The sequence below is a fragment of the Butyrivibrio sp. DSM 10294 genome (assembly GCF_028539135.1).
In the GTDB taxonomy this organism is placed as follows: domain Bacteria; phylum Bacillota; class Clostridia; order Lachnospirales; family Lachnospiraceae; genus Butyrivibrio.
Genome location: NZ_JANSWL010000087.1, coordinates 207,932 through 231,543, shown reverse-complemented (window position 1 = coordinate 231,543; position 23,612 = coordinate 207,932). Strand labels below are relative to the sequence as shown.

Annotated in this window: 19 protein-coding genes; 15 read left to right on the top strand and 4 right to left on the bottom strand. The window is 44.9% G+C overall.

All coding sequences use genetic code 11. From position 1 onward, the window contains the following. Positions 1-11: 11 nt before the first annotated feature. The 5 genes from NXH67_RS14900 (at position 12) to NXH67_RS14880 (ending at position 5,545) form a co-directional block, all read left to right on the top strand. Positions 12-1,160, top strand: a complete 1,149-nt coding sequence (locus NXH67_RS14900) for a Coenzyme F420 hydrogenase/dehydrogenase, beta subunit C-terminal domain (protein WP_272797889.1) — start codon at positions 12-14, stop codon at positions 1,158-1,160. Between the two features lie 109 nt (positions 1,161-1,269). After that, the gene (locus NXH67_RS14895) at positions 1,270-1,776 is read left to right on the top strand and encodes an SEC-C metal-binding domain-containing protein (RefSeq protein ID WP_022779308.1); all 507 of its coding nucleotides are present in this window, start codon (positions 1,270-1,272) and stop codon (positions 1,774-1,776) included. A gap of 87 nt (positions 1,777-1,863) precedes the next feature. Then, positions 1,864-3,747 carry a threonine--tRNA ligase gene (locus NXH67_RS14890; RefSeq protein ID WP_022779309.1) on the top strand — a complete coding sequence of 628 codons (1,884 nt, stop codon included), beginning with the start codon at positions 1,864-1,866 and terminating at the stop codon, positions 3,745-3,747. A gap of 87 nt (positions 3,748-3,834) precedes the next feature. Further along, positions 3,835-4,455 carry a hypothetical protein gene (locus NXH67_RS14885; protein WP_272797888.1) on the top strand — a complete coding sequence of 207 codons (621 nt, stop codon included), beginning with the start codon at positions 3,835-3,837 and terminating at the stop codon, positions 4,453-4,455. A 49-nt stretch (positions 4,456-4,504) separates the two neighbouring features. Beyond that, complete coding sequence (locus tag NXH67_RS14880; RefSeq protein WP_272797887.1) at positions 4,505-5,545, top strand: Stealth CR1 domain-containing protein; 1,041 nt, start codon at positions 4,505-4,507, stop codon at positions 5,543-5,545. A 60-nt stretch (positions 5,546-5,605) separates the two neighbouring features. Here NXH67_RS14880 and NXH67_RS14875 read toward each other — a convergent pair whose 3' ends face one another. Next, a complete protein-coding gene (locus NXH67_RS14875; RefSeq protein WP_272797886.1) occupies positions 5,606-6,580 on the bottom strand; it encodes a glycosyltransferase family 2 protein in 975 nt (324 codons plus the stop codon). Positions 6,581-6,871: 291 nt separating this feature from the next. Here NXH67_RS14875 and NXH67_RS14870 point away from each other — a divergent pair, with 291 nt between their 5' ends. Further along, entirely contained in the window at positions 6,872-9,658 is a 2,787-nt protein-coding gene (locus NXH67_RS14870) for a pectate lyase family protein (RefSeq protein WP_272797885.1), read from the top strand. Between the two features lie 54 nt (positions 9,659-9,712). Here the strand turns inward: NXH67_RS14870 and bilS are convergent, their stop codons facing one another. After that, positions 9,713-10,255: a flavodoxin family protein BilS gene (bilS, locus tag NXH67_RS14865; protein ID WP_272797884.1), complete on the bottom strand. Its 543-nt coding sequence runs from the start codon at positions 10,253-10,255 to the stop codon at positions 9,713-9,715. Between the two features lie 506 nt (positions 10,256-10,761). Here bilS and trkA point away from each other — a divergent pair. The 3 genes from trkA to NXH67_RS14850 all read left to right on the top strand — a co-directional run bounded on the left by trkA (position 10,762) and on the right by NXH67_RS14850 (position 14,332). Continuing rightward, positions 10,762-12,126, top strand: a complete 1,365-nt coding sequence (gene trkA, locus NXH67_RS14860) for a Trk system potassium transporter TrkA (RefSeq protein WP_272797883.1) — start codon at positions 10,762-10,764, stop codon at positions 12,124-12,126. After that, a complete protein-coding gene (locus tag NXH67_RS14855) occupies positions 12,127-13,572 on the top strand; it encodes a TrkH family potassium uptake protein (protein ID WP_272797882.1) in 1,446 nt (481 codons plus the stop codon). Positions 13,573-13,744: 172 nt separating this feature from the next. Then, positions 13,745-14,332, top strand: coding sequence for a hypothetical protein (locus NXH67_RS14850; RefSeq protein ID WP_022779319.1), 588 nt, complete (start codon positions 13,745-13,747; stop codon positions 14,330-14,332). Here NXH67_RS14850 and NXH67_RS14845 read toward each other — a convergent pair. After that, complete coding sequence (locus NXH67_RS14845) at positions 14,329-15,186, bottom strand: TraX family protein (protein ID WP_272797881.1); 858 nt, start codon at positions 15,184-15,186, stop codon at positions 14,329-14,331. The two genes, NXH67_RS14850 and NXH67_RS14845, sit on opposite strands and share 4 nt — an antisense overlap. Positions 15,187-15,297: 111 nt before the next feature. Further along, positions 15,298-16,461 (bottom strand): DUF3048 domain-containing protein, encoded by a 1,164-nt coding sequence (locus NXH67_RS14840; RefSeq protein ID WP_272797880.1) that lies wholly within the window; start codon positions 16,459-16,461, stop codon positions 15,298-15,300. Between the two features lie 255 nt (positions 16,462-16,716). Between NXH67_RS14840 and NXH67_RS14835 the strand changes: the two genes are divergently transcribed. The 6 genes from NXH67_RS14835 to NXH67_RS14810 all read left to right on the top strand — a co-directional run bounded on the left by NXH67_RS14835 (position 16,717) and on the right by NXH67_RS14810 (position 23,442). After that, a complete protein-coding gene (locus NXH67_RS14835; RefSeq protein WP_272797879.1) occupies positions 16,717-18,117 on the top strand; it encodes a hypothetical protein in 1,401 nt (466 codons plus the stop codon). A 106-nt stretch (positions 18,118-18,223) separates the two neighbouring features. After that, entirely contained in the window at positions 18,224-19,828 is a 1,605-nt protein-coding gene (locus NXH67_RS14830; RefSeq protein ID WP_272797878.1) for an MBL fold metallo-hydrolase RNA specificity domain-containing protein, read from the top strand. A 57-nt stretch (positions 19,829-19,885) separates the two neighbouring features. Continuing rightward, on the top strand, positions 19,886-20,737 hold the full coding sequence (gene thyA / locus NXH67_RS14825) for a thymidylate synthase (RefSeq protein ID WP_022779324.1): 852 nt from the start codon (positions 19,886-19,888) through the stop codon (positions 20,735-20,737). Positions 20,738-20,809: 72 nt separating this feature from the next. Next, positions 20,810-21,298 carry a dihydrofolate reductase gene (locus NXH67_RS14820; protein ID WP_272797877.1) on the top strand — a complete coding sequence of 163 codons (489 nt, stop codon included), beginning with the start codon at positions 20,810-20,812 and terminating at the stop codon, positions 21,296-21,298. Between the two features lie 11 nt (positions 21,299-21,309). Then, the gene (locus tag NXH67_RS14815) at positions 21,310-22,224 is read left to right on the top strand and encodes a diacylglycerol/lipid kinase family protein (RefSeq protein WP_272797876.1); all 915 of its coding nucleotides are present in this window, start codon (positions 21,310-21,312) and stop codon (positions 22,222-22,224) included. A gap of 3 nt (positions 22,225-22,227) precedes the next feature. Next, positions 22,228-23,442, top strand: a complete 1,215-nt coding sequence (locus NXH67_RS14810; protein WP_022779327.1) for a DUF362 domain-containing protein — start codon at positions 22,228-22,230, stop codon at positions 23,440-23,442. Positions 23,443-23,612 lie beyond the last annotated feature (170 nt).

Genomic DNA, 23,612 nt, shown 5'->3' with positions numbered 1-23,612 from the left:
GGGGGATTAAAATGATTTCTTTAGCAAAAAAGGATTGCTGTGGATGCGAGACCTGTGCTCAGGTCTGCCCCAGAAACTGCATCGAAATGGTGGCAGACAAAGAGGGGTTCAAGTATCCGGTAATAGATAAAAAGAAGTGTGTAGACTGCCATTTATGTGAAAAATGCTGCCCTTCTTTAAATAAGATGAATAAAGTTGACGCAGAGGAGGATACTTCCAAAACAGATTGTTATGTTGCAAGAAACCAAAGCACCGAGCGTCTTAACAGCTCTTCAGGAGGAATATTTGTACTTCTTGCCAAGAAGATTCTTTCCGAAGGCGGTGTGGTTTTCGGTGCTGCCTTTGACAGCAATTGGAGAGTTCAGCAGACTGAGTGCATCGATATTTCAGACCTGGATAAACTCATGAGGAGCAAATACGTTCAGAGTGCCAATAATGACTCTTATAAAAAGGCTAAAGAGTATCTTCAGGCGGGAAGGAAGGTTTTATACACCGGAACAGCCTGCCAGATTGAAGGCTTAAAGGCGTTTCTCGGAAGAGAGTATGACAATCTTTTTACCGCTGATGTTCTTTGCCATGGTGTTCCATCGCCAAAGGTATGGGACTTGTATGTAAAAGAGCTTATGGCAGGCCACAGTTCAAAGATAAGTTCAATCAATTTCAGGGATAAGAGTCTTGGATGGCATGATTATTCCTTCAAAGCAACCTTTGAGGATGGAAGCGAATTATCTCGGGAATACTTCAGAGATCCCTATATGCTTCTTTTCATCCAGAATGTTATCCTGAGACCATCCTGTCATTTCTGTAAATTTAAAGGATTTCCCAGATGCTCTGACATCACACTGGGGGATGCCTGGGGAATAGAGAAAAAGAAGCCTGAAATGGATGATGATAAGGGAACATCGGTGATCATTTGCAATAGCGACAAGGGAATGAATCTTTTGGAGGAGATAGAAGATGGCCTGGAGATTCACAAGGGAGAACTGGATGTCTATCTTCCCAAGACTGCTCATTCCAGGATACCTGTGCCTATCGCAAAGGAGAGAAGAATCTGCTTTATATATCTAACGCACGGGGGAGATATGGCCAAGCTCAGATCTACCATGAATTCCACTTTTAAGAGTAAGGTTTTGCGCAATCTTCTTAAAAGTAACCTGTAGTTTACATCCAATCAGAAATAAGTTAAAATATTGAATGATATTCTCATAAATGACCGATATTCATGAGAGATATATAATTTTGTGTAAAAAAGAAATGGAGTAATTAGTTATGGCATTATTAAAAGAGTGGCGTGACAAAGCTTATTCTGAGACAGCCAACAAGGGCGATCTTCAGAGATTATGGACAGATTATTTTCAGAAGGAAAAGGACGTATATGCAGAGCTTCTCAAGAACCCTGACGAGGTAGTTAAGGGAACAGTTAAGGAGCTTGCTGACAAGTTTGGTCTTGATATCATGACAATGACAGGATTTCTTGACGGTATCAACGACAGCTTGAAGGAGCCCAACCCTATCGACGATATGACAGAGGATACTGAGGTTAACCTTGGCTTTGACAAGGAGCTTCTTTACAAGAACATGGTCAACGCAGGTGCTGATTGGCTCTATAACCTTGAGGAGTGGAACGACATCTTTGATGAGGACAAGAGAAAGGCTCTCTACAAAGAGGAGAAGGCTTCTCACACCGTAAGAAAAGAGAACAAGGTATATCCCAACGATCCCTGCCCTTGCGGAAGCGGCAAGAAGTACAAGAAGTGCCACGGCAAAAATGCATAATTAATTTGAATATAGGCCAATAACGGCTTATAGAAATATATTTTTATATTGCTCTACCCGGTAGGTATTGCAAAGAAAGGATAAGAAATGACAAAAGAAGAATTTTTAGAGGTTTATCGTCATTCAATGGCGCATATCCTCGCAAAGGCAGTGATCGAGCTGTACGGTAAGGAAGTACAGTATGCCATCGGACCACAGATCGATGATGGATGCTACTACGATTTCGTACTTCCTAAGGCAGTAACTCAGGATGATTTCAAGACCATTGAAGACAAGATGCGCGAGATCATCAAGAGAAGAGAGGATTGGACACGTAAAGAGGTTTCAAAGTCGGAAGCACTTGAAATGTTCAAGGATCAGAAGTTCAAGACTGAGCTTATCAATGATCTTCCCGAGAATGAGACTATCACTGTTTACTACACAGGTGATGATTATGTTGATCTCTGCAGAGGCCCTCACGTTGAGAACTCTCAGGAGCTTATGAATGTATCTTACCAGGTAAGAAGCATTTCCGGAGCTTATTGGAGAGGTGATGAGAAGAGAGATCAGCTTTCAAGAATTTATCTCTATGCTTTCCCCAGCAAGGATGAGCTCAAGCAGCACATCAAGATGATCCAGGAAGCATTGGAGAGAGACCACAAGAAGATTGGTGCTGCTCTGGACCTGTTCATGTTTGACGAGACAGCTCCCGGAATGCCTTACTGGCTTCCAAGAGGCTGGAAGATGTATCAGGCTCTTCTTAAGTACTCAAGAGAGGTACAGGAGAGACACGGCTATACAGAGATCGCAGCTCCTCTTGTTAACAACAAGAAGCTCTGGCTTATCAGTGGCCACTGGGCACACTATGTAAACAACATGTTCATGGTTCCCGGCATTTCAGGCTGGGTTAAGGCTGATGCTGAGATCCCCGGTGTCCTTGAGAATATCAATGATGCCACAGAGGTTCCTACAAACGTTAAGATCCAGGCAGGCTCCGTTATCTACAACCGTGAGCTTGACGATACAATGGCTGCTAAGCCTATGAACTGTCCTAACGCTATGATGACCTATAAGAGAACCAATCACTCTTATAAGGAACTTCCTATCCGTTACAGTGAGTACGATGTACTTCATCGTAAGGAGAAGTCAGGACAGATGAATGGTCTTTTCCGTGTTCAGGAGTTCAGACAGGACGATGACCACACCTTCGTAATGGAGTCACAGATCAAGGAAGAGATTGCCGATGTAATCGCAATCGCTGATGAGATCTATTCAACCTTTGGTGTAACCTACAGAGCTGAGTTCTCAACAAGACCTGAGGACTTCATGGGTGATATTGAGGTTTGGAACAGAGCTGAGGCTGCTCTCAAGGAGATCCTTGATGAGAAGTACGGCGAGGGCGGATATGAGATCAATGAAGGCGACGGAGCTTTCTACGGTCCCAAGATCGACCTTCAGATCAAGGATGCCCTTGGAAGAGAATGGCAGTGCGGAACAGTACAGCTTGACTTCCAGCTTCCTCATAACTTCGGCCTTACATACCAGGCTCAGGATGGTTCAATGCAGATGCCTGTAGTTATTCACAGAGCTATCTACGGATCACTTGAGAGATTTATCGGTATCATCATCGAGAACTTCAAGGGTGTATTCCCATTCTGGCTCAGCCCTTATCAGGTAGGTATCGTTCCTATCCGTGTTGAGCACAATGAGTATGCCAAGAAGGTTGAGAAGGCTCTTATGGATGCCGGCGTTCGTGTTGAGGCAGATTACTCTGACAACAACATGAAGGAGAAGATCAAGAAGTACAAGAACTACAAGGATCCTTATATCCTTGTTATCGGTGATAAGGAAGCTGCAGAGGGAACTGTTTCTATCAATGTTCGCGGTTCCAACAAGCAGATCCAGAACGTTCCTCTTGAAGGCCTTGTTGCAATGTGCAAGAAGATGAACGAGGAGCATAGCTTAGAGCTTATAGACAGCTACGAGGCATAATTTTCAAACAGTGTAGGCACAGTGCCTTTGGTACTGTGCCTATTTCTAAGTAATTATTTCTAACTATTTGTAGGTCCCGGAGGAAGTATGAGTAAGATCAGTAAGTTGGGGAAAATCAGATTTTTCGTAGTGGCTTTGGCAGTGGTGATTCTGGCCTTTTTTTCATCTCTAAGTTTCCAGGAAGTAATCAGAGCCAATGCGGAGACTGAGCTCAAAACTGCAACATCCTGCAGCTTTATTGTGCCCGGAGAATTTGTTCCGGGTTCAGAAAAGGGACTATTTATCAATAAGAATTATCCCATGGAATCTTCTTCCATAAAATTCAGTTATTATGACAATGAAAAAGACAAGATTCTGACCAACAGAGAAAAGGCAGCGGTTATTGCTTCCGGCGAGATGGAGATCATTGACGAATCTCTTAATCTTACCAAGGAGATATACCAGGAAACCATGTCTGCAGCCTATGATAATGAATATCAGCAGAAGGTTGGTTTTGAAGTGGAATCTTTTGAAAAGATAAAAGTAGACGGTTATCCCGGATTTAAGATTGTTTCAAGCTATCAGTCAGCTGATGAAGAGGTGATTCACCAGACGGTGTACATGCTGATTTCGAAGTATCGTATGTTCACTGTGACATATCAGAGAGCTGAAGATGATGATTGTGAGGAGAGTTTCGCTGAAAGCGCTGAGACTATACATGTACGTTGAGAATAGGCATAAGTATTGTTGGTGAATACCGATTTAAGGATGATCGATTATGAACAATAACAACGGACCAATAGACATTGTTATAACCTGGGTTGACGGCAGCGATGCTGCGTGGCTTGAAGAAAAAAGAAAATATGACATGACCTGCGTGGACGATAGCAGTAATAGTGTGAATTCTGCTCAACGTTTCAGAGACTGGGGATTGATGCGGTATTGGTTCAGAGGTGTGGAAAAATACATGCCGTGGGTTAATAAAATATTCTTTGTTACCTGGGGACATGTTCCTGAATGGCTGAATACCGACAATGAGAAACTTGTTATTGTTAATCATAAGGATTATTTACCTGATGAGTATTTGCCAACCTATAATTCCAGCGTCATAGAGCTGAATTTTCATAGGATAAAAGATCTGTCTGAGAATTTCATACTTTTCAACGATGATTTCTTTGTGATTGCGCCTGCCAAGGAAGAAATGTTTTTCAAAAATGATCTTCCCTGCGACATGCTTCTTAGTGAAATAATGTATAACTATGATGTATCAAGTGTGTTTCGGCATGTGGTATTTAATAATCTTGGAATTATCAATAAGCATTTTGGAATGAAGCATCGTGAGATGAGGAATTTCATCAAGTGGGTTAACCCTGTCTATGGATGCAGGAATATGCTGACTAATCTGAACAAACTCTATTTTAAGCGTATCGTAGGCTTTAAAGATCAGCACCTTCCAGTCTCCCATAAAAAGAGTGTCTTCAAAAAGCTGTGGGAGTTGGAAGGAGAAAATCTGGATAGGGCATGCCATAACAGATTTAGGACTCCTATGGACTTTAATCATTGGCTTATAAGATATTGGAATCTGGTCACAGGAGAATTTGAGCCAATAAACACCAATGATTTAGGCGTATATACGCAGTTTGATGATTCGCATTCTGTTGATTTGATTTGTGATAGGATAAAAAATCAGGAAAAGCCCTTGCTGGTAATCAACGATACTATAGACAGCACTGATGAAGATTGTTTTTTGGAATGTCAAAAGAAAATTATTATGGCATTTGAAGCCATTCTTCCGGATAAGTGTTCTTATGAAAAATGAGTACATGCATAAAATAATCCAGATAGTTGCTGATGACGAGAGCAATTATCTGGATTTGTTTTATTGTTTCTTTGCCATAAGGTCTCTTATGTAACCGTATAGTGTCAGGTTAAGCCTAAAGAGCAATAGCCTGATTCGGTTCTTTTTGCCGGTGTAAGGAGCAAGTCTTTTGGCTACTATACAGTATCCTCTATACTGCTTGCGGATTTCTTTTTTTGCTTCCTTTGTATGAAGTTGCCTCTTGGCAGATATTAGTCTTCTGGTTCCGTCGCCAAATCTGAATAGGGCTACATCATATTTGCCGAGAGAAATAATATAGTCCATGGAAGAGAGCCTGGTCTTTGATGCGTTTAAGAGATTCGCTGATGGGTCGCTGCGAACCAGACTAATGCTGGAGCGCGTCTGCTGATAGATGATTTTGTCAAGCACAAAAGCCTTTTGGGTATTCTTTAGAATTGTTGGTAGCAGATAATCATCTTCAGATGTTTTCATGTCTTCAGGGAAACGAAGTTTTTTCCATATGTCCATCTTGTATAATTTGAGTGTAATATTTATGACCATTGGCGCAAAACCTTCAGTCATCAGGTCAAGAAGGTCATAGGAGTTGATGACTTTGTTGGCAAATTTTGAAGGTACGGATACTTGTCTGACAAGCTCATAATTGTCGGAATACATCTCAAAACCGCCAATGACAAAATCTACGTGATTTTCTTCAAGTGATTTCTGAAGCTCAGCCAAGGCACCGGGGGCAAATCTATCATCACTGTCTAGGAACATCACATAATCACCAGTTGCTACATCCAAGCCCCTGTTTCTTGCATAGCTCACCCCATGGTTATCATAGTGAAGAACTACAATATTGTCATGCTCTGCGGCGTATCTGTTGCAGATATCGAGAGAGCTGTCGCTGCTTCCGTCATCAACCAGGATTATTTCAGTCATGACATCTTTCTGGTCAAGGACGCTCTGAATGCATTTATCAAGGTATTTTTCTCTGTTATAGATGGGAATAATCACGGATATTACATCATTCATGTTATGTCCTCACATTGAATATATATGTAGCAACCGGGCTGCTTTTGATATATTACCATAGCGTGATGCATGGCGCAATTGAGGGCAAATACTGATTGTAACCACTTCCAAAACTAAATTGTCAAAAATCACCAAATTTACTTCAGCATTTTCTCTGTAAACGCTTTCATTTATTCGTTGTAATTCCCCGCTGAAACTTTTATTATAGTATATGCTTACAATTCTGAATTAATTTATCAGAACCGGATAAGCATTATCTTAAAATTTTTAACATCAAAGGGAGGAAAAAAGTTGGGGAAGAAATTTAATATCGGAATGGGTTTAGTGATGGCCGGATTTATGGCTACCACAACATTTTTTGCAGCACCTTCTGTAGAGGTTAGTGCTGCCAAGGCTCAGACTGTTATCACCGAATGCGGTGGATGGATGGAGTCAGCTTACGTAGAGTGGGCAGTAGGCAACGCCGATGGCTATAATGTCTACGTTAACGGAGGATCCGGAGACGTTCAGCTTGACGATGAGCTTATAAGATTATACTCCGATGGCAAGGGCGGCAAGTATTACAGAGCCGATGCTCTCGGACTTAAGGCAGGAAATTATACATTTACCGTTGTGCCTGTAGAAAATGGCAAGGCTCAGACAGGAGCTAAATCATCACAGGTTCAGGTTAGCAGCCATGACCGCAGCGGCTTTGGCTTTGTGAATGGCACCAGCAGCGGAGCCTATAATAACGATGGAACACTTAAGAGCAATGCAGTTGTTCTCTATATCACAGAGGAGACCAAGGACAGTGTATCTCTTGATGTTGTTACAAACGCCAAGGGAGCTACAACCAATGCCAAGGGACTTCAGAACATTCTGAATAATTATAAAAAGGGCTATGACTCACGTCCTCTTGATGTGAGATTTGTTGGACAGATCACTGATTTCGCTACTTCGGAAGGTGGCGATATCTGCATCAGCGGAAGCGGCGACAGTAAGAGACTTTCCTGCGGTATTACCTTCGAGGGCGTTGGAGAGGATGCCACAGCTGATGGCTGGGGACTTAGAATTAAGAATGCTTCAAATGTTGAAGTCAGAAACCTCGGATTTATGAACTGCAACAGCAAGGAGGGTGATGATATTGGACTTCAGCAGAGCAATGATCACGTTTGGGTTCATAACTGCGATCTCTTCTACGGACTTGCAGGCGGTGATGCTGATCAGGCTAAGGGTGACGGAGCTCTTGATACCAAGACTTCAACCTTCGTAACACATTCCTACAATCATTTCTATGATACAGGTAAGAGCAATCTTCAGGGAATGAAGAGCGAGTCTACTACTAACTACATCACTTACCACCACAACTGGTATGATCACTCAGATTCAAGACATCCTCGTATCAGAACCTGCTCTGTTCATATTTACAATAACTTCTATGACGGCAATGCCAAGTATGGTGCAGGCGTAACCATGGGTGCATCTGCATTTGTTGAGGGTAACTACTTCAGAAACTGCAAATATCCTATGCTTATCTCCATGCAGGGTTCCGATGTCATCGCTGACTGGGCGACTCTTAAGAGAGATGAGAAGAATATGGGAACCTTCTCAAGCGAGGATGGCGGTATCATCAAGAGCTATAACAACTACATTACAGGTGCCAAGAGCTATGTTACTTATCAGCAGAATAAGACTGAGTTCGATGCATATGAAGTAACAAGTGCGACTGCCAAGGTACCTGCAGAAGTTAAGGCATACAAGGGCGGTTCAAGCTATAACAACTTCGATACATCCAACATCATGTACTCATATAAGGCTGATTCACCTCAGGCAGCAAAAGAGAAGGTTGAGAAATTAGCCGGAAGAGAAAACGGCGGCGACTTCAAGTGGGAGTTCAATGATTCCGTTGACGATGCAGACTACGGCGTAAACAAGGCTCTCAAGGATAAACTTAACTCCTACAAGACAAATCTCATTTCTGTAGGCGGCAAGGGCGTAAAGAGCGATGACTCAGGAAGTGAAGCATCTTCCGGTGGTTCCGGCGATTCTTCAGGAGATGCATCAACCAGCGACAGCGGAAGTGACGCTTCCAGTGAGGCTTCTTCAGAAGAAGTGATAGAAGTACCTTCCGATACAACAGGCAAATATGTTCACAACTTTACAGCAACAGGTCTTAAGGATGATTTCTTTACTATAACAGGAAGCCTTGCAACCAATAAGGGAAGTGTTAAATATGATGGCAAGAACCTCACACAGTGCCTTAAGATTGAGTCCAAGACCCAAATTAAGTTCACAGCTCCTGCAGAAGGAAAACTTACACTTGTATTTGGTGACAAGGATTCTTCAATCAAGCTTGACGGCAAGGACTTCAAGGATACAAGTAGTGTAATGGTACTTGATATCACCAAGGGAGCACATGAGCTTACCAAGAAGGATGTCGAGAATCTCTTCTATATGGTATTTGAGACAGCTTCAGCAAACGGCAACACGGGAGATGATGATGACAAGCCCGGTGAGGGCAGCTCTGAGGCATCCTCAGAAGCTTCTTCAGAAGCAGCAGGTGAGGCATCTTCCGAGGCAGCATCAGAAGCTTCCTCAGAGTCCGGATCAGAGGCTTCATCTGAGGCATCTTCAGAAGAGGTAGTTCCTACACCTGAACCTGTTTCAGGTCAGTGGAAGACCAAATGGGGTGCAAGATACTATGTTTACGCAGACGGAACCTATGCAAAGGGGCTGGTAAATATTGACGGCAAGTACTATTTCTTCAGAGAGAGCAACAACCTGGCAGTAGCTTCATTTGAATACTTCCCTGAGGGCATTAGATATTTTGACGGCACAGGAGCAATGGTTACAGGCTTCTTTAACAAGTATTCTGCAACTTTCTATGCCAAGGAAGACGGACTTCTTGCAACAGGCAAGACCACTATTGATGGTAAGACCTACTTCTTTGATGTATCAGGAAGAATGGTTAAGTCCAACTGGCAGGAAATCGATGGCAATAAGTACTTCTTCAAGGCAGACGGAACTATGGCTACCGGTAAGATCAAAATCTGGGGCTGGACCTATGAATTTGATGAGAACGGAGTACTTCAGAATTAAGATATAATAATGCAAAAGATAATGAGCCGTGGCTGTGATCTTCACAGCTGCGGCTCATGCATATTCAAGAGAATTTTCTTTAGCTTTTTCCACTACCTTTTCTACAAACATATGGGCATGCATAAAATCCTGTCTGTCGGGATGTGATGCGGCCTCATCGAAATATCCGAGAATCTGGTCTATTCGGGCGTCATCACATTTTCCCTTGTAGGATTCATATTTTTGCCTTATCTCAATTGGCATTTTACCCTGACAGAAGAAGGAACCAAGGAATCGGTTACTGTCAGGGAGCCATACTCTGGTGTTTTGCTCCAGGGACTCATAGTAGCGGCTACCGGCTCCCATTCCGCAGGTCCCAAACAGAGCCACATTTCTGCAGTACAGGGAGGACAGAAGGTCTATGATCTCGAGAGAGCAGGATCCGCGGTTGGCCCAGAACCCCACAATGTAGGTCTCAGCATCGGTATCTCCGTGCCAGGAGCGGACATCCACCAGCTTTTTTTCCTTGGAGGATACAGGCAGGGAATTATAGATTTCTTCTGCCAGCATCCGCGTATTTCCGGTCTGACTGGCATATATTACAAGGTATTTCAGCATATGTGTCCTCAGCGTTTTTTGAAGAGTCCCGTGATCTTTCTTCTTATACTCAGATACCGTTCGTTTTCCTTATAACGTCTTGTGATATTTTTGGAAAAAAGTCGGAAGTAACAGTAGATGAGCAGTACTATCGCAATATAATAAAAAAAACTAAGCGGCGCGGCAATGACAGACAAAAGGAAACATAAAAAAGCTCCAAAAAGTAAAAATCTCGTCAGCATATCGGTACCGTAGGAACCGTAGCGCCCTTGGAATAACCTGATAAAAAACTGTCTCATAGCCATCTCCTATAGGCAGAATCGGGATGTTGCCATCTACCGACATGATAATTGTAGATTTCATGGGCATAAAATGCAATGAAGTTGCAATAAACTATAATTAAAAAACCGTGAAGGTTGATAAAATATTGCAATGTAAATATAATGTAATGTGGATTTACAGGCAGAGAAATCGCCTGTCAGACAAATAATTTTTCGATACTTTTTACAGGTATCCCGGAGGAATGTATGCATATTATTATTGTGGGCTGCGGAAATGTGGGGCAGGCTCTTACACAGCAGCTTAGCAAGGAAGGCCATAACATCACTGTAATTGAGGAAAAGAGCAGTGTTGTTCAGAATGTGGTTAACAGTTATGACGTAATGGGCATCGTTGGCAACGGCGCCAGCTATTCCATTATGAATGATGCAGGGATCGAGAAAGCTGATCTTATGATAGCCGTTACCGATTCCGATGAGCTCAATCTTCTTTGCTGTCTTATTGCCAAGAAAGCCGGTAACTGCCACACTATTGCCAGAGTTCGCAATCCCATATATAAGAAAGAAATCAACTTCATCAAGGAGGAGCTTGGTCTTTCCATGGTAATCAACCCTGAAGAGGCTGCTGCGTCTGAAGCAGAGCGCCTTCTGAAATTCCCTTCCGCCACCAAGATTGAGACCTTTGCAAGAGGAAGGGCGGAGCTTGTCAAAGTTATCATTGATGCCAAGTCAAGGCTCTGCGATCTGGCGCTTAAGGATTTTCCCGCAGATCTCAAAAAACAGGTCATTGTTGCGGCAGTTTCAAGAGGTAACGAGGACTATATCCCCGATGGTAACTTTATATTAAGGGATCAGGACGAGATCACTATCCTGGGTTCAAGTAAGAATACACTGGGATTTTTCAAGAAGCTGGGACTTCCCACCGCCAAGGTTCATTCCACAATCATCATCGGAGGCGGAGAGACAGCCTACTACCTTGCCAAGCAGCTGCTTAACTTCGGTATCAAGGTTACTATTTTCGATAAGGACGCGACAAGGTGCAAAGAGCTGTCAGAGCTCCTTCCACAGGCCCTTATCATCAACGGAGACGGAACAGACAAGGATATGCTCCTGGAAGAAGGCGTGACCAGTGTCGAGTCCTTTGTTTCCCTCACAAACCTTGATGAGGAGAACATCATGCTCTCAATGTATGTTAAGAGCATCAACCCCAAGGCTAAGCTTATTACCAAGGTTCACAGGGTTAATTACGGCGACATTATAGGCTCTCTTGGAATCGGTAGTATTATCTATCCCAAGAACATCACCGCTGACAGAATTGTCCAGTTCGTAAGAGGAATGTCAGCTTCAGCGGACAGCAATATCGAGACTCTCTACAAGCTAAATGACGGAAGAGTCGAAGCTCTTGAATTTATAGTTAAGGCGGGAAGCCCTGTTATAGGTGTTCCCTTAAGTCAGTTGTCACTTAGAAAAGGCATTCTTATTGCCTGCATCAGCCACTACGGCGAGATCATATCCCCCAGTGGTGAGAGCATCATAAGAGCCGGAGATTCTGTAATCGTAGTAACAATGCTTACGGGCCTTAAAGACATAAATGATATACTGGAGAACCGATAAATGAATTACTCAATGATAAGATACGTACTATTCAGACTGCTGCGTACTTTGGGACTGCTATTGGCGCTGCCCTTTGCGGTTGCCCTTATTTACGGTGAGTATGACAGTGCCAAGGCCTTTTTTGTACTTATTCTGAGCTGTCTGGTAATAGGATATGTGGGATCTGTAAAAAAGCCTTCCAATACCGTTATTTATGCTAAAGAAGGTTTTGCCATTACAGCCGTTGCCTGGATCGGAATAAGTGTGCTTGGAGCTGTTCCGTTCGTAATGACAGGGGTTATTCCCAATTTCATAGATGCCATGTTTGAGACGGTATCAGGCTTTACCACGACGGGAGGAAGTATTCTTACTTCTGTGGACGGAATGGAGAAGAGCGTTCAGTTCTGGAGAACCTTCACTCACTGGGTAGGAGGTATGGGAGTTCTGGTATTCCTTCTTGCCGTAGTGCCCATGGCAGACGGCTACAGCATGCACCTTATGAGGGCGGAGAGCCCGGGGCCGGTTGTTGGTAAGATTGTTCCCAAGGTTAAGGACACAGCCAAGATTCTCTATCTGATTTACTTTGGCATTACCATCCTTGAGATCACCTGCTTATTCATCTCGGGACTTCCTTTATATGATGCGATAACAATTACTTTTTCAACGGTTGGAACCGGAGGATTTGCCGTTACCAATTCCGGAATAGGTGGATATCCGATTGTCAGCCAGGCCATAATAATTGTGTTTATGGCTATGTGCGGTGTCAATTTTACCGTGTACTATTTCCTTCTTAACAGAAAGCCCAAGGAAGCCTTTTCAATCGATGAGGTCAAGTACTACTTTGGCACAATGTTTGTAGCGGCTCTTCTCATAGCTATAAATATATACAGAGCGGGAGTTCTGCAAAATGCAGGATTATCTTTCCATCATGCGCTGTTTGCGGTGACATCGGTTATGACCACGACAGGTTTTGGAACCCTGGATTTTGATAAGTGGCCGACTTTTTCCAAGATGATACTGTGCATCCTGTCTCTGGTCGGTGCCTGCGCAGGCTCCACCGGCGGTGGGTTCAAGTTCTCAAGAGCTCTTATCGTGATCAGAAATGCCAGAAATGAGCTGAACTTTATAGTTCATCCCAAGGCCATCAAGAGAGTATATATGGACGGACATACTGTTGAGGGCACCACGGTCAAGTCAGTTTCCGCATACCTTGGCATCTACGTTATTACATTCATAGTATCAACCCTTGTTGTGGCACTTGATAACTTTGATTTTCAGACTACGGTAACTTCGGTTGCCGCAACCTTGAACAACATAGGACCCGGTCTTGGTATGGTTGGTCCAATGGGGAATTACTCAGAGTTCTCCTACCTTTCCAAGCTTGTCCTAATGTTTGATATGCTGGCAGGAAGACTTGAGCTGTTACCTATTTTAATCGTAATTAAGCCTAAGACTTGGAGAAAATAAAAAATAATTCCATTGCATACAATTATAAAAAAAGTATAAACATTTATAAAATTTTATAAACTTTTTTTAAAAAACCCATTGAAAATTGTGTCCAAATTGTGATAAACTTGTTTCAGTTTTGTGAAAGACTTGCATTTTTACTTCAAAATACAGTTTAGGTGGGTTTGATATTATGACAAAGACAAGAGTGTACAAGATATCGCTCTTTGTCGCTGTGATCCTGATGTGTACCTGCTTTACGGCAGCCCTCTTCAAGTTCGGATACATGGAGGGAGGAGTCGGTGCAGCTCAGGACGTTCCGGAGGAGAATGGAAACTCCCTGGCAAGTTTTGTTGTTTCTACAGATGACGATCCTATAGCCGGAGGCGAACAGACACTCAATGAGGAAGGCATTTTGAATGAAAGGGGAAGGCTTACTCAGAGAGTTACGATCTATGATGAGAGCGGTACCTTACCGATCAGTGGCACAGTGACTAAGTCCCAGGATGCATTTTATCCCGGAACATATGAGCTTACATTCAGCAGAAATGCTATTTTGAACGACAAGGCAACAGTCCAGGTCAAGATGGACGTGGAGGAAGGCCAGCCGGTATATATTCTTACCGGCAACAAGGAGAAGGGATACAGAGAGGTGGCTGTGACCACAGCTGACAGCAACAAGTGCGTATCCTTCGAGACTCAGCTCCTTCAGAACTACACATTGTCAACGACCGATATTTCCGGCGCCCAGGAGGCAATGGCAAGACACAGAGAGAGCTAAGCTAAACCGAATAACAGACAACGTATCAGATGTATAACAAGAAGATGAACGGGGTAAAAGAAGTAGAAGCAGTATTTGAGTCTGCCAAGCCTTTTACCTCGTTTTTTGTTGTAGAAAAGCAGCAGTATAAAGGCCGGAAATGAAAGATATTCCGTGCCCAGATTGCTTATAAACAGATAGCCCCCAAGTAGTGAGAGAACACCGAAATCCCTAAGAAGGTAAAAAATGACAATCAGCGTAACTCCCCACCAGCGGTAGTCGGTGTGTAAACGCTGCGCCAGATATGCGCATCCAGCGGCAAGCGCTCCTGAGAGAATAAGGCTTATGAAATTGATGTTGCCGTCAACCGTTGCAAGGTTCATGTCCATGGGATCAGATAAGGGCAGTATACGGCCGAATCGGGTCTGTATCGTTTCGATGCCCCATATTACAAGTAATCCTATAAGAAGGGTAAAATAGACGTTCTGGTGCGAAATAAGTATATCAGAGTTGGCTGTAAGGACTTTAATTATGTTGAAATCGTATTTGTCTGCCTTGGAGTAGAGAGTCAGGTCAAAAAAAGGCTCCGATATTATTCCAAACAGCAGAAGGTTCAAGGCGTATTTAAGCCTGCTTTTGGTGTGAAAAAAGCCTTCCACAATAAGGAAACAGAAGATGGGGAAAGCGGTTCTGCCGATTCCCCTAAGAATCTTGTAGATGAGATTAAGCTTGTGATTTGTAAGACCACCCGCGTACAGGCCGTCCCTTATCATTGGCAGCATAATGCCTGCGGTTGCGTGGTCTATCAGCATTGTAAAGCATGCTATCAGTTTCAGGAGATTGCCGTTTAGTTTCTTTGGAATGGAAATAGGCATGGTAACGATCTTCCTTTACGGATTATTTTGGTAGATAAAGCCAAAAGAAAAGGCCATGACAGAAATGATAACTGTCATGACCTATTTTAAACTATTTTAGATGGTAATGCATTATTCAAAGATGATGTTTTCCCAAGAGTCTTCGGGGATAAGTGAGATGTAAGTCTTACCTGTGTTGATGGCAAGCTCCTCACCGTTCTCGTCGTAGTACTTGGTAACGCCTGTCTCGCTGCTCTTAACCCAGGTGATATCCTTGGCAATACCGCCAGTGAGATACCATGCATTTTTGCCTGAATCGATGCAGTTGTAAATAAGATATCCGTTCTCATCAAGCTGGTTGAAAGAACACTTCTGAAGGATTACATTCTTGAAAGCAAGAGGTGCGCCGTCCTCGGCATCCTCGTGACGCTCGCCGTACTCATAATATTCATATAAGCCTGTCTCAGTGTTGTATACAAGCTGTGAGCCGTTGTGAGAGAAAGGAAGTATTGCCTTGTAAGCCTGATAATATCTTGAGTACTTCTCATCGAGCTTGACCTCTGTACCGTAAGGAACGAAGTTAAAGTGGCTGCCTTCGTTGGCATATTCTGTGTAAGTAGCGGAGATACCGAATCTGTCGATGCAGGATTCCATATCACCCTTTAAGATATACTCTGTAAACTCTCTTGCCTTGCCGTTGTTAACTCTTGAGAAGTAACCTGAGATGTGATCCTTGGCCCAAGGGTTGGCAAAGTATGCATCGTTGTGATAAGGGCCACCGTCATGGCAAAGGATCGCGTTCCACTCTGAAGCAAGAAGGATGTTGGTGGGACGTGTTGATCTGATACTTCCGAGCTGCTCGATGCTGCCCCAGTCCTTAACAACACACATAAGTCTTGTGATGCGGTCGTTCTTGGTGCTGTTCATAAGCTCATATACAACGTCTGCCTCTGATGTTCCGTAGTGAGGAAGAGCTGTGATCTCATTATCAACCATTGCTGCGATGGGACGCTGGTCCTTGAGCTCCTCGCTGATAGGCTCGCCTGTAAGCTCTGAGAAGTACATTCCCTCGGGAAGTACATAGGCCTCTGCCTCTTCGGCAGCGGGCTCCTCAGTGGTCGCCTCAGCAGTAGCCTCTGTTGTATTCTGTGGATCAATCTGCTCAAAAGATACACCTACCGCACCGGTATCCTCTCCGGCATTTTCGCCCTCGGAACCGCAAGCTGCAACAGATAATAATGTAATGGAACACATTGCGATAGCAATAGCTTTCTTTGCATATTTTCTAATATACATTTTCATAATCTCCTTTAAAATAAATCATTATTACCATTCTAACAGAGTTGGGATGATAATGCCATAAAAATTATGAATAATGGTTTTTGGAACCCCAAAAGTGTCATTCGTCCGATTTCGAGTGTCATTCGTCAGAAAATCAACATTTTAAGAGGATTATGTGTTAGGATGTTGCCCATAAGAAAAGAGGATCTGTTTTGAAGCGTGGGAGTAAGTATAGACAGATCTAAACAACGAAAGGTAAACGGAAAAAGTATGAGTGAGTTTAGTATCAAACCTGATTCAGTTAAACAGCAGGCTCAGACACTGGCTGATGCTGCTGCAACAGTTCAGTCACAGGCTGATATTCTTCAGGAGATTTTAAATGTCCCTTTTTTGGCAGGACCTGCTTACGAGATCGTGCGTAGGACGCTGGAAGCAATCCTTGAGGATATTGTGAAGCATCATTCCAAGCTGGAGCAATTCAGTGAAGTATTGAAACAGATTGTTGAATTCTATATTACAACCGAACAGGAAGTAATCGAGCAGTTCAAGTCCCAGAGGGGAATATATAATCCACAGTATGACGGTAATCATAACTGGACTCCCGGAGAACCGTGGGAGCCCGGCAGAAATATAGGCACAGGTGACTGGGGCATGCCCGGTGGAAGACCCGGAGACTCAGGTGCCGGAGAAGCAGGCGGCTACGGCGGTTACGGTGAAGAGTCAGGCAGAGCCGGTGGCGATTATGAAGGAAGAAGCGCGGGCGATCCCAGCGATGGAGTACCCGGCGGCAATAGCGGCGCAGGCACAGGCGGAGCCGGAGGAAGATCAGGTGGCTCAGGCAGTTACGGCGGTGGAAACGCAGGCGGTGGAAACCCCGGTAGTGCAGGCGGCTACGGCGGCGGAAGCGGCTCAGGCGGCAACAGCGGCTCAGCCGGTGCACAGGCTGGCGGTGGCGCATCAGCAGGCAATCCCGGTAACGCAGGCGGCTATGGCGGCGGAAGCGCAGGTGGCTATGGCGGTGGAAGCGCAGGTGGCTATGGCGGCGGAGAAGCAGGCGGCTACGGCGGAAGCGGCTCAGGTAGCGCAAGCGGATCCGGTAGCGCAAGTGGCTCAGGTAGCGCAGAAGAAGTGAGGGCCGAAATGGGATATATTGACATCGGCAACCCAGCTATAACAGTTGAGCCTTTACCTTATATGCCAATTGATGCGGGCATTCCGATCGATCATATCATGCCGGTTGATCCGGAAACAGGTATTCCGATTGAGAGATTCCCCGGAATACAGCCTATTCCTATGCCGGAACCTCTTATCCCCGGAGTAGAGCCTATTCCTATGCCCACACCCGGAGTAGAGCCTATTCCTATGCCCACACCCGGAGTGAATCCTATCCCTATGCCCACACCCGGAGTGAATCCTATCCCTATGCCTTCACCCGGATTTGAGCCTATTTATCCAGGTGGATCAGGCGGTCCTGTACCTATGCCTGTAATAGATCCTATTCCCGGATTGGACCCTATTCCTATGCCGACACCGGCTATTCCCGGAGTAGAGCCTATTCCCATGCCGGAACCTTTCAGACCCGGAGTAAGACCTGTACCCATGCCGGATCCCGGTCGTTATTTTGATCCTCGTTTCCTGGGGCCCGAGATATTCCCGGATGTTGAACTGTAATAACGAGATTTTTACTAAGCGGTTTACTTATGTTTTTTGCCTAAGTAGACCGCTTTTTGTGGTATACTAAAACATTATAAGAAGCGCTACGGGAGTAAATAATTCTATGAAATTGACATTTGTAGGCGCAGATCATGAGGTGACCGGAAGCTGTCATTTCATCGAATGCGCGGGTAAAAATATCCTGGTGGACTACGGTATGGAGCAGGGCAGGGACTATTTTGAGAACGTTCCCCTTCCCGTATCCGCTCCGGAGATCGACTATGTACTTCTGACCCATGCACATGTGGATCATTCCGGTAATCTGCCGCTTTTGTATGCCAAGGGCTTTCGCGGCAAGATCTATTCCACCGATGCCACTGCGGAGCTGTGCAACATCATGCTGCGTGACTGTGCACACATTCAGATGCAGGAAGCAGAGTGGAGAAACAGGAAGGCCAAGAGAAGCAAAGATATTAACAAAATGGAGCCTTCCTATACTATGGAGGATGCTGACAAGGCTATCAAGTGTTTTGTTCCCTGCCCCTACGGCAAGGAGATAGAGGTCTGTGAAGGTGTTAAGATAAGGTTCACAGACATCGGACATCTGCTTGGCAGTGCCAGCATAGAAGTGTGGCTCACGGAAAAAAATGTGACCAAGAAGATAGTCTTTTCCGGTGATATAGGTAATACCGACCAGCCTCTTATCAAGGATCCCCAGTACACCTCAGAAGCAGATTATGTTGTAATGGAGTCAACCTACGGTGACAGACTTCATGCCGAGGAGAAGCCCGATTATGTGGCTGAGCTGGCGGAGATTCTCGACAGAACCTTTGCAAGAGGCGGTAATGTGGTCATTCCATCCTTCGCGGTGGGAAGAACCCAGGAGATGCTCTATTTTATAAGGAAGATCAAGAAGGATGGGCTGGTTAAGTCTTATCCTAATTTCCCGGTATTTGTGGACAGTCCCCTTGCCGTTGAAGCAACCGAGATATTTGAGAACAACCAGTTTGAGTGCTACGATGAGGAAGCTCTTGAACTGATCAGAAAGAGGATCAATCCAATAACTTTCCCGGGAATTAATCTTGCTATTACTATGGAAGAATCCAGGGCGATAAATGAAGATCCGGAGCCCAAGGTAATTATCTCTGCCTCCGGAATGTGCGATGCGGGAAGAATAAGACATCACCTTAAGCACAATTTGTGGAGACCTGAGTGTACTATTTTGTTCGTGGGATATCAGTCCGTTGGAACAACGGGTAGGGCCATCATCGACGGAGCTACACAGGTGAGACTCTTTGGCGAGACCATTGACGTGAAGGCAGAGGTGTGCAAGCTCGAGGGATTGTCCGGTCATGCTGATAAGAACGGACTTATCAAGTGGCTTAAGGGCTTTGATATCAAGAGACCCAAGCGCGTATTTATCGTGCATGGTGAAGACAGTGTATGTATGTCTTTTGCCAAGTGCCTTGAAGAGGAATACGGCTATGATACCTATGCACCTTATTCCGGAACTGAGTTCGACATCATATCCGGAATGATAACCAAAGAAGGTATTCCGATTCCTATCAAGAAGAAGGAGTACACGCTTGTTTCGGATGTATATGCCCGTCTTAAGGCTGCAGGTGCGCGCCTTATGGGTATTATTGCCAGATCGGAAGGTATATCCAACAAGGACAAGGCCAAATTTGCGGATCAGATCAATTCACTATGTGACAAATGGAGCAGATAAGTGGAGCCATGTGTTTATCTGCGATGTAAATAGGATGAAAAAAGAGGGGAGAAGAGTATGTCAAGAGCAGATGAGATTTTTATTGATATGTGCAGAGATATCTTAGAGAACGGTACATCAACGGAGGGGGAGAAGGTACGTCCTCACTGGCCTGACGGAACATCAGCCTACACGATCAAGAAATTCGGCGTGGTGAACAGGTACGATCTGTCCAAGGAATTTCCCATAATGACCCTTAGAAAGACTGCCCTTAAGAGTGCGACGGATGAGATTCTCTGGATCTATCAGAAAAAGAGCAACAATATTCACGACCTTAACAGCCACATCTGGGATGAGTGGGCCGACGAGACCGGTTCCATCGGCAAGGCCTACGGCTATCAGATTGGGCAAAAGAGTATCTACAAAGAGGGTGAGTTTGACCAGATCGACAGGGTTATCTACGACCTTAAGAACAACCCCTTCAGCAGAAGGATTATGACCAACACCTACGTGTTCTCAGATCTTCATGAGATGAATCTGTACCCCTGCGCTTACAGCGTTACCTATAACGTAACTCAGAAGAAGGGAGAGGACAGGCTTACTCTTAACGCTGTCCTTAATCAGAGATCCCAGGATGTTCTTGCAGCCAACAACTGGAATGTTGTTCAGTACGCAGTTCTTGTTCATATGCTGGCTCAGGTCTGTGACATGAATGTGGGAGAGCTGGTGCACGTTATCGCAGATGCACATATCTATGACAGACATGTACCGCTCATCAAGGAGCTTATTGAGAGAAAGCCTCTTCCTGCACCTAAGTTCCACTTAAATCCTGACGTCAAGGATTTCTATGAATTTACAAGAAACGATGTATCCCTCGAGGGCTACGAAGTAGCCGGGGAGCAGATCAAGGATATTCCCATTGCGATTTGAGCGTAAGCGGAGCAATCCGTATATCGTTCATAAAGTAGTGGGTATCATACAACAAGTCAAACGGAGGAGTTTATGAAAGCAATCGTAGCAGTAGACAGTAACTGGGCCATCGGCAACAAGGGCAAGCTCCTTGTCAGCATTCCCGCCGATCAGAAGAATTTCAGAAACATTACCATGGGGAACACAATAGTATATGGAAGAAAGACCCTTGAGACTTTTCCCCAGCAGGTGGTTCTTCCCGGAAGAGACAATATTATTTTATCAACCAGAGAGGACTATGGGGTTAAAAATGCCAGGGTAGCCCACAGCAAGGAAGAGCTTCTTGATATGGTTGGAGGCCTTAATAGCGATGAGGTATTTATCATCGGAGGCTCCAGTGTCTACAATGAGTTTATTGATGAGTGCGACACTGCCATCGTGACCTTTATCGATAAGGAATATCAGGCAGATTCCTATTTCCCCAATCTGGACGAAGACCAGAACTGGGAGATGGTGGATGAGAGCGATGAGCAGGTATATTTTGACATAACCTATACTTACAGAACCTATAAGAGAAAGTAACGGTGGGTATTATGGCTGACAGGAAGAAAGCGTTAGTTCTGATTAATAGAAAGGCCGGAATGGGTAAGGCCGGCAATGAAGTCATGCAGTTTGTGGAAAAGCTCGGGGCAAAGGGCTATGAGCCTATTGTTTATCCGATTATTCCGGGAACCGAATTAACTTCTGAGAAACTTGTGGCCGAATATGACACGGAGGCCGAGCTTATTGTGTGCAGTGGCGGCGACGGAACTTTGAACCACGTTATGAATGCCATGATGAACATGGAAAAGAGACCGCTTCTGGCCTATATTCCCGCAGGAAGTACCAATGATTTTGCCAGAGGGCTTGGGATTCCGTCCGGTCACCTGGCTGCCGCCGAGATTGCGGTTGAGGGCGAGCCTTTTTCCTATGATGTGGGAAAAATGAACGATCACTATTTTAACTATGTAGCTGCCTTCGGAGCTTTTTCCAAGGTAAGTTATGCTACGGATCAGGAGCTGAAGAACGTTCTGGGCTACGCAGCCTACGTAATCAGTGCCATTGCGGAGCTCCCTCAGAATATTGGTTATAACTGTCATATGAAGATAGTGACCGAGGATCTTACGGAGGAAGGGGACTATATCTTCGGAGCTGTGTGCAATTCAGCCTCCGTTGGCGGAATGAAGCTTCTTGAGAATGCAGATGTTCAGCAGGATGACGGCAAGATGGAGCTGATCCTTATTCGCGCACCAAAGAATATCGGAGAGATAAATCTGATACTGACAGCTCTGGCGGTGGGAGATGTTAACAGTAATTTCATCACCTTCAGACAGGTTAACAAAGTTACTTTTTATTCCGATGAGAACACCAGCTGGACCATAGATGGAGAGTACGGCGGAGACGCAAGAACCACTGAGATAGAAGTAATAGACAAGGCCATAACCATTATGACAGGCAAGAAAGGATAATCAATGTTTGATCCCGTATCCGTCGCTAAGTGCGACAGCTACAGTATAGAGGATGTAAGGCCCGCCCTTAAGGAAGTTCTGGACAATATCGGCGGGCTTGAATTTGTTAAGCCGGGGATGAAGGTTGGAATTAAGGCCAATCTTATTACGGCGCTGGAACCGGGGAAGGCAGGGACTACTCATCCGGCTCTTTTGAGGGAGCTGAGTATTCTTTTGACAGACCTTGGGGCAGAGGTGGTAATAGGAGACAGCCCCGGGGAGCTGTACAATCAGGCTGTTCTTGACAGAGTTTACAGAGTATGCGGCCTCACAGACATGGTAAAAGAGCTGTCGGGGGAACGCAAGGTCAGGCTAAATGACGATTTTTCCATAAGTAATGCGGTATTTCCCGAGGCAGAGTCCATCAAGACCTTTATCTACACGGGGTGGCTGGACAAAGTGGATGCCATCATAGATTTCTGCAAGCTCAAGACCCATGCAATGATGGGATTTAGCTGTGCGGTCAAGAATATGTTCGGAACGGTGCCCGGTACCACCAAGCCGGAGTATCATATGAGATTTCCGGAGGAGAGAGCCTTTGCCAATATGATGGTGGATCTCAATGAGTATTTTAAGCCGGTGCTGTATGTGGTGGATGCCGTAGACGGAATGGAAGGAAACGGACCGACCATGGGAGATAAGAGGCATGTAGGTGCGCTTCTTGCATCCAAGAGACCCTATGCTCTTGATATGGCCTGCGCTGATATTATAGGAATGGGGCTGTCTGACTGTGCTATTTTGGGAGCTGCCTATGAGAGAGGTTTGGGACCGAAGACTGTAGCTGAGGTTGATATAGTGGGAAGGGTTTCCCTAAGTGATGTGAAGATACCTGATTTTCACAGGGCCACCAGCCATCAGAGTATTACCTTTGAGGGTGAGGGCATAGGCTGGAAGATTGCGGCCTGGGCGGTGAAGACAGTGTTTAATGCAAGGCCTCAGGTCAAGGCGGCGGAGTGTATCAGCTGCAAGAAGTGTTATGAGACCTGTCCGGCCAAGGCTATTACGATGGTGCCTTATACCAAGAAGGTTAATGGGACGGAGAAGGAGATCACGATTCCGTCGATTGACAGGAGCAAATGTATCAAGTGCTTTTGCTGCCAGGAGTACTGCCTGGTGGGAGCAATGAAAGTGCAGGAAAATCCCATTGGCAAATTCATCAAAGGATTGCAGAAGAGCTAAATTGGGAGACTATAGGACGCTCATTGCCCGGCGAGCCTTGCTTGTATAGATAAATAAACCTCATGGTGCTGAACACTGCGAAGAGCCCATAAACGCTGTATCGCGGCGTGCATAAGGCACTTGCGATACAATGGTCTCTTCTTCGTAGCACCAAAATCGGTTTATTTATC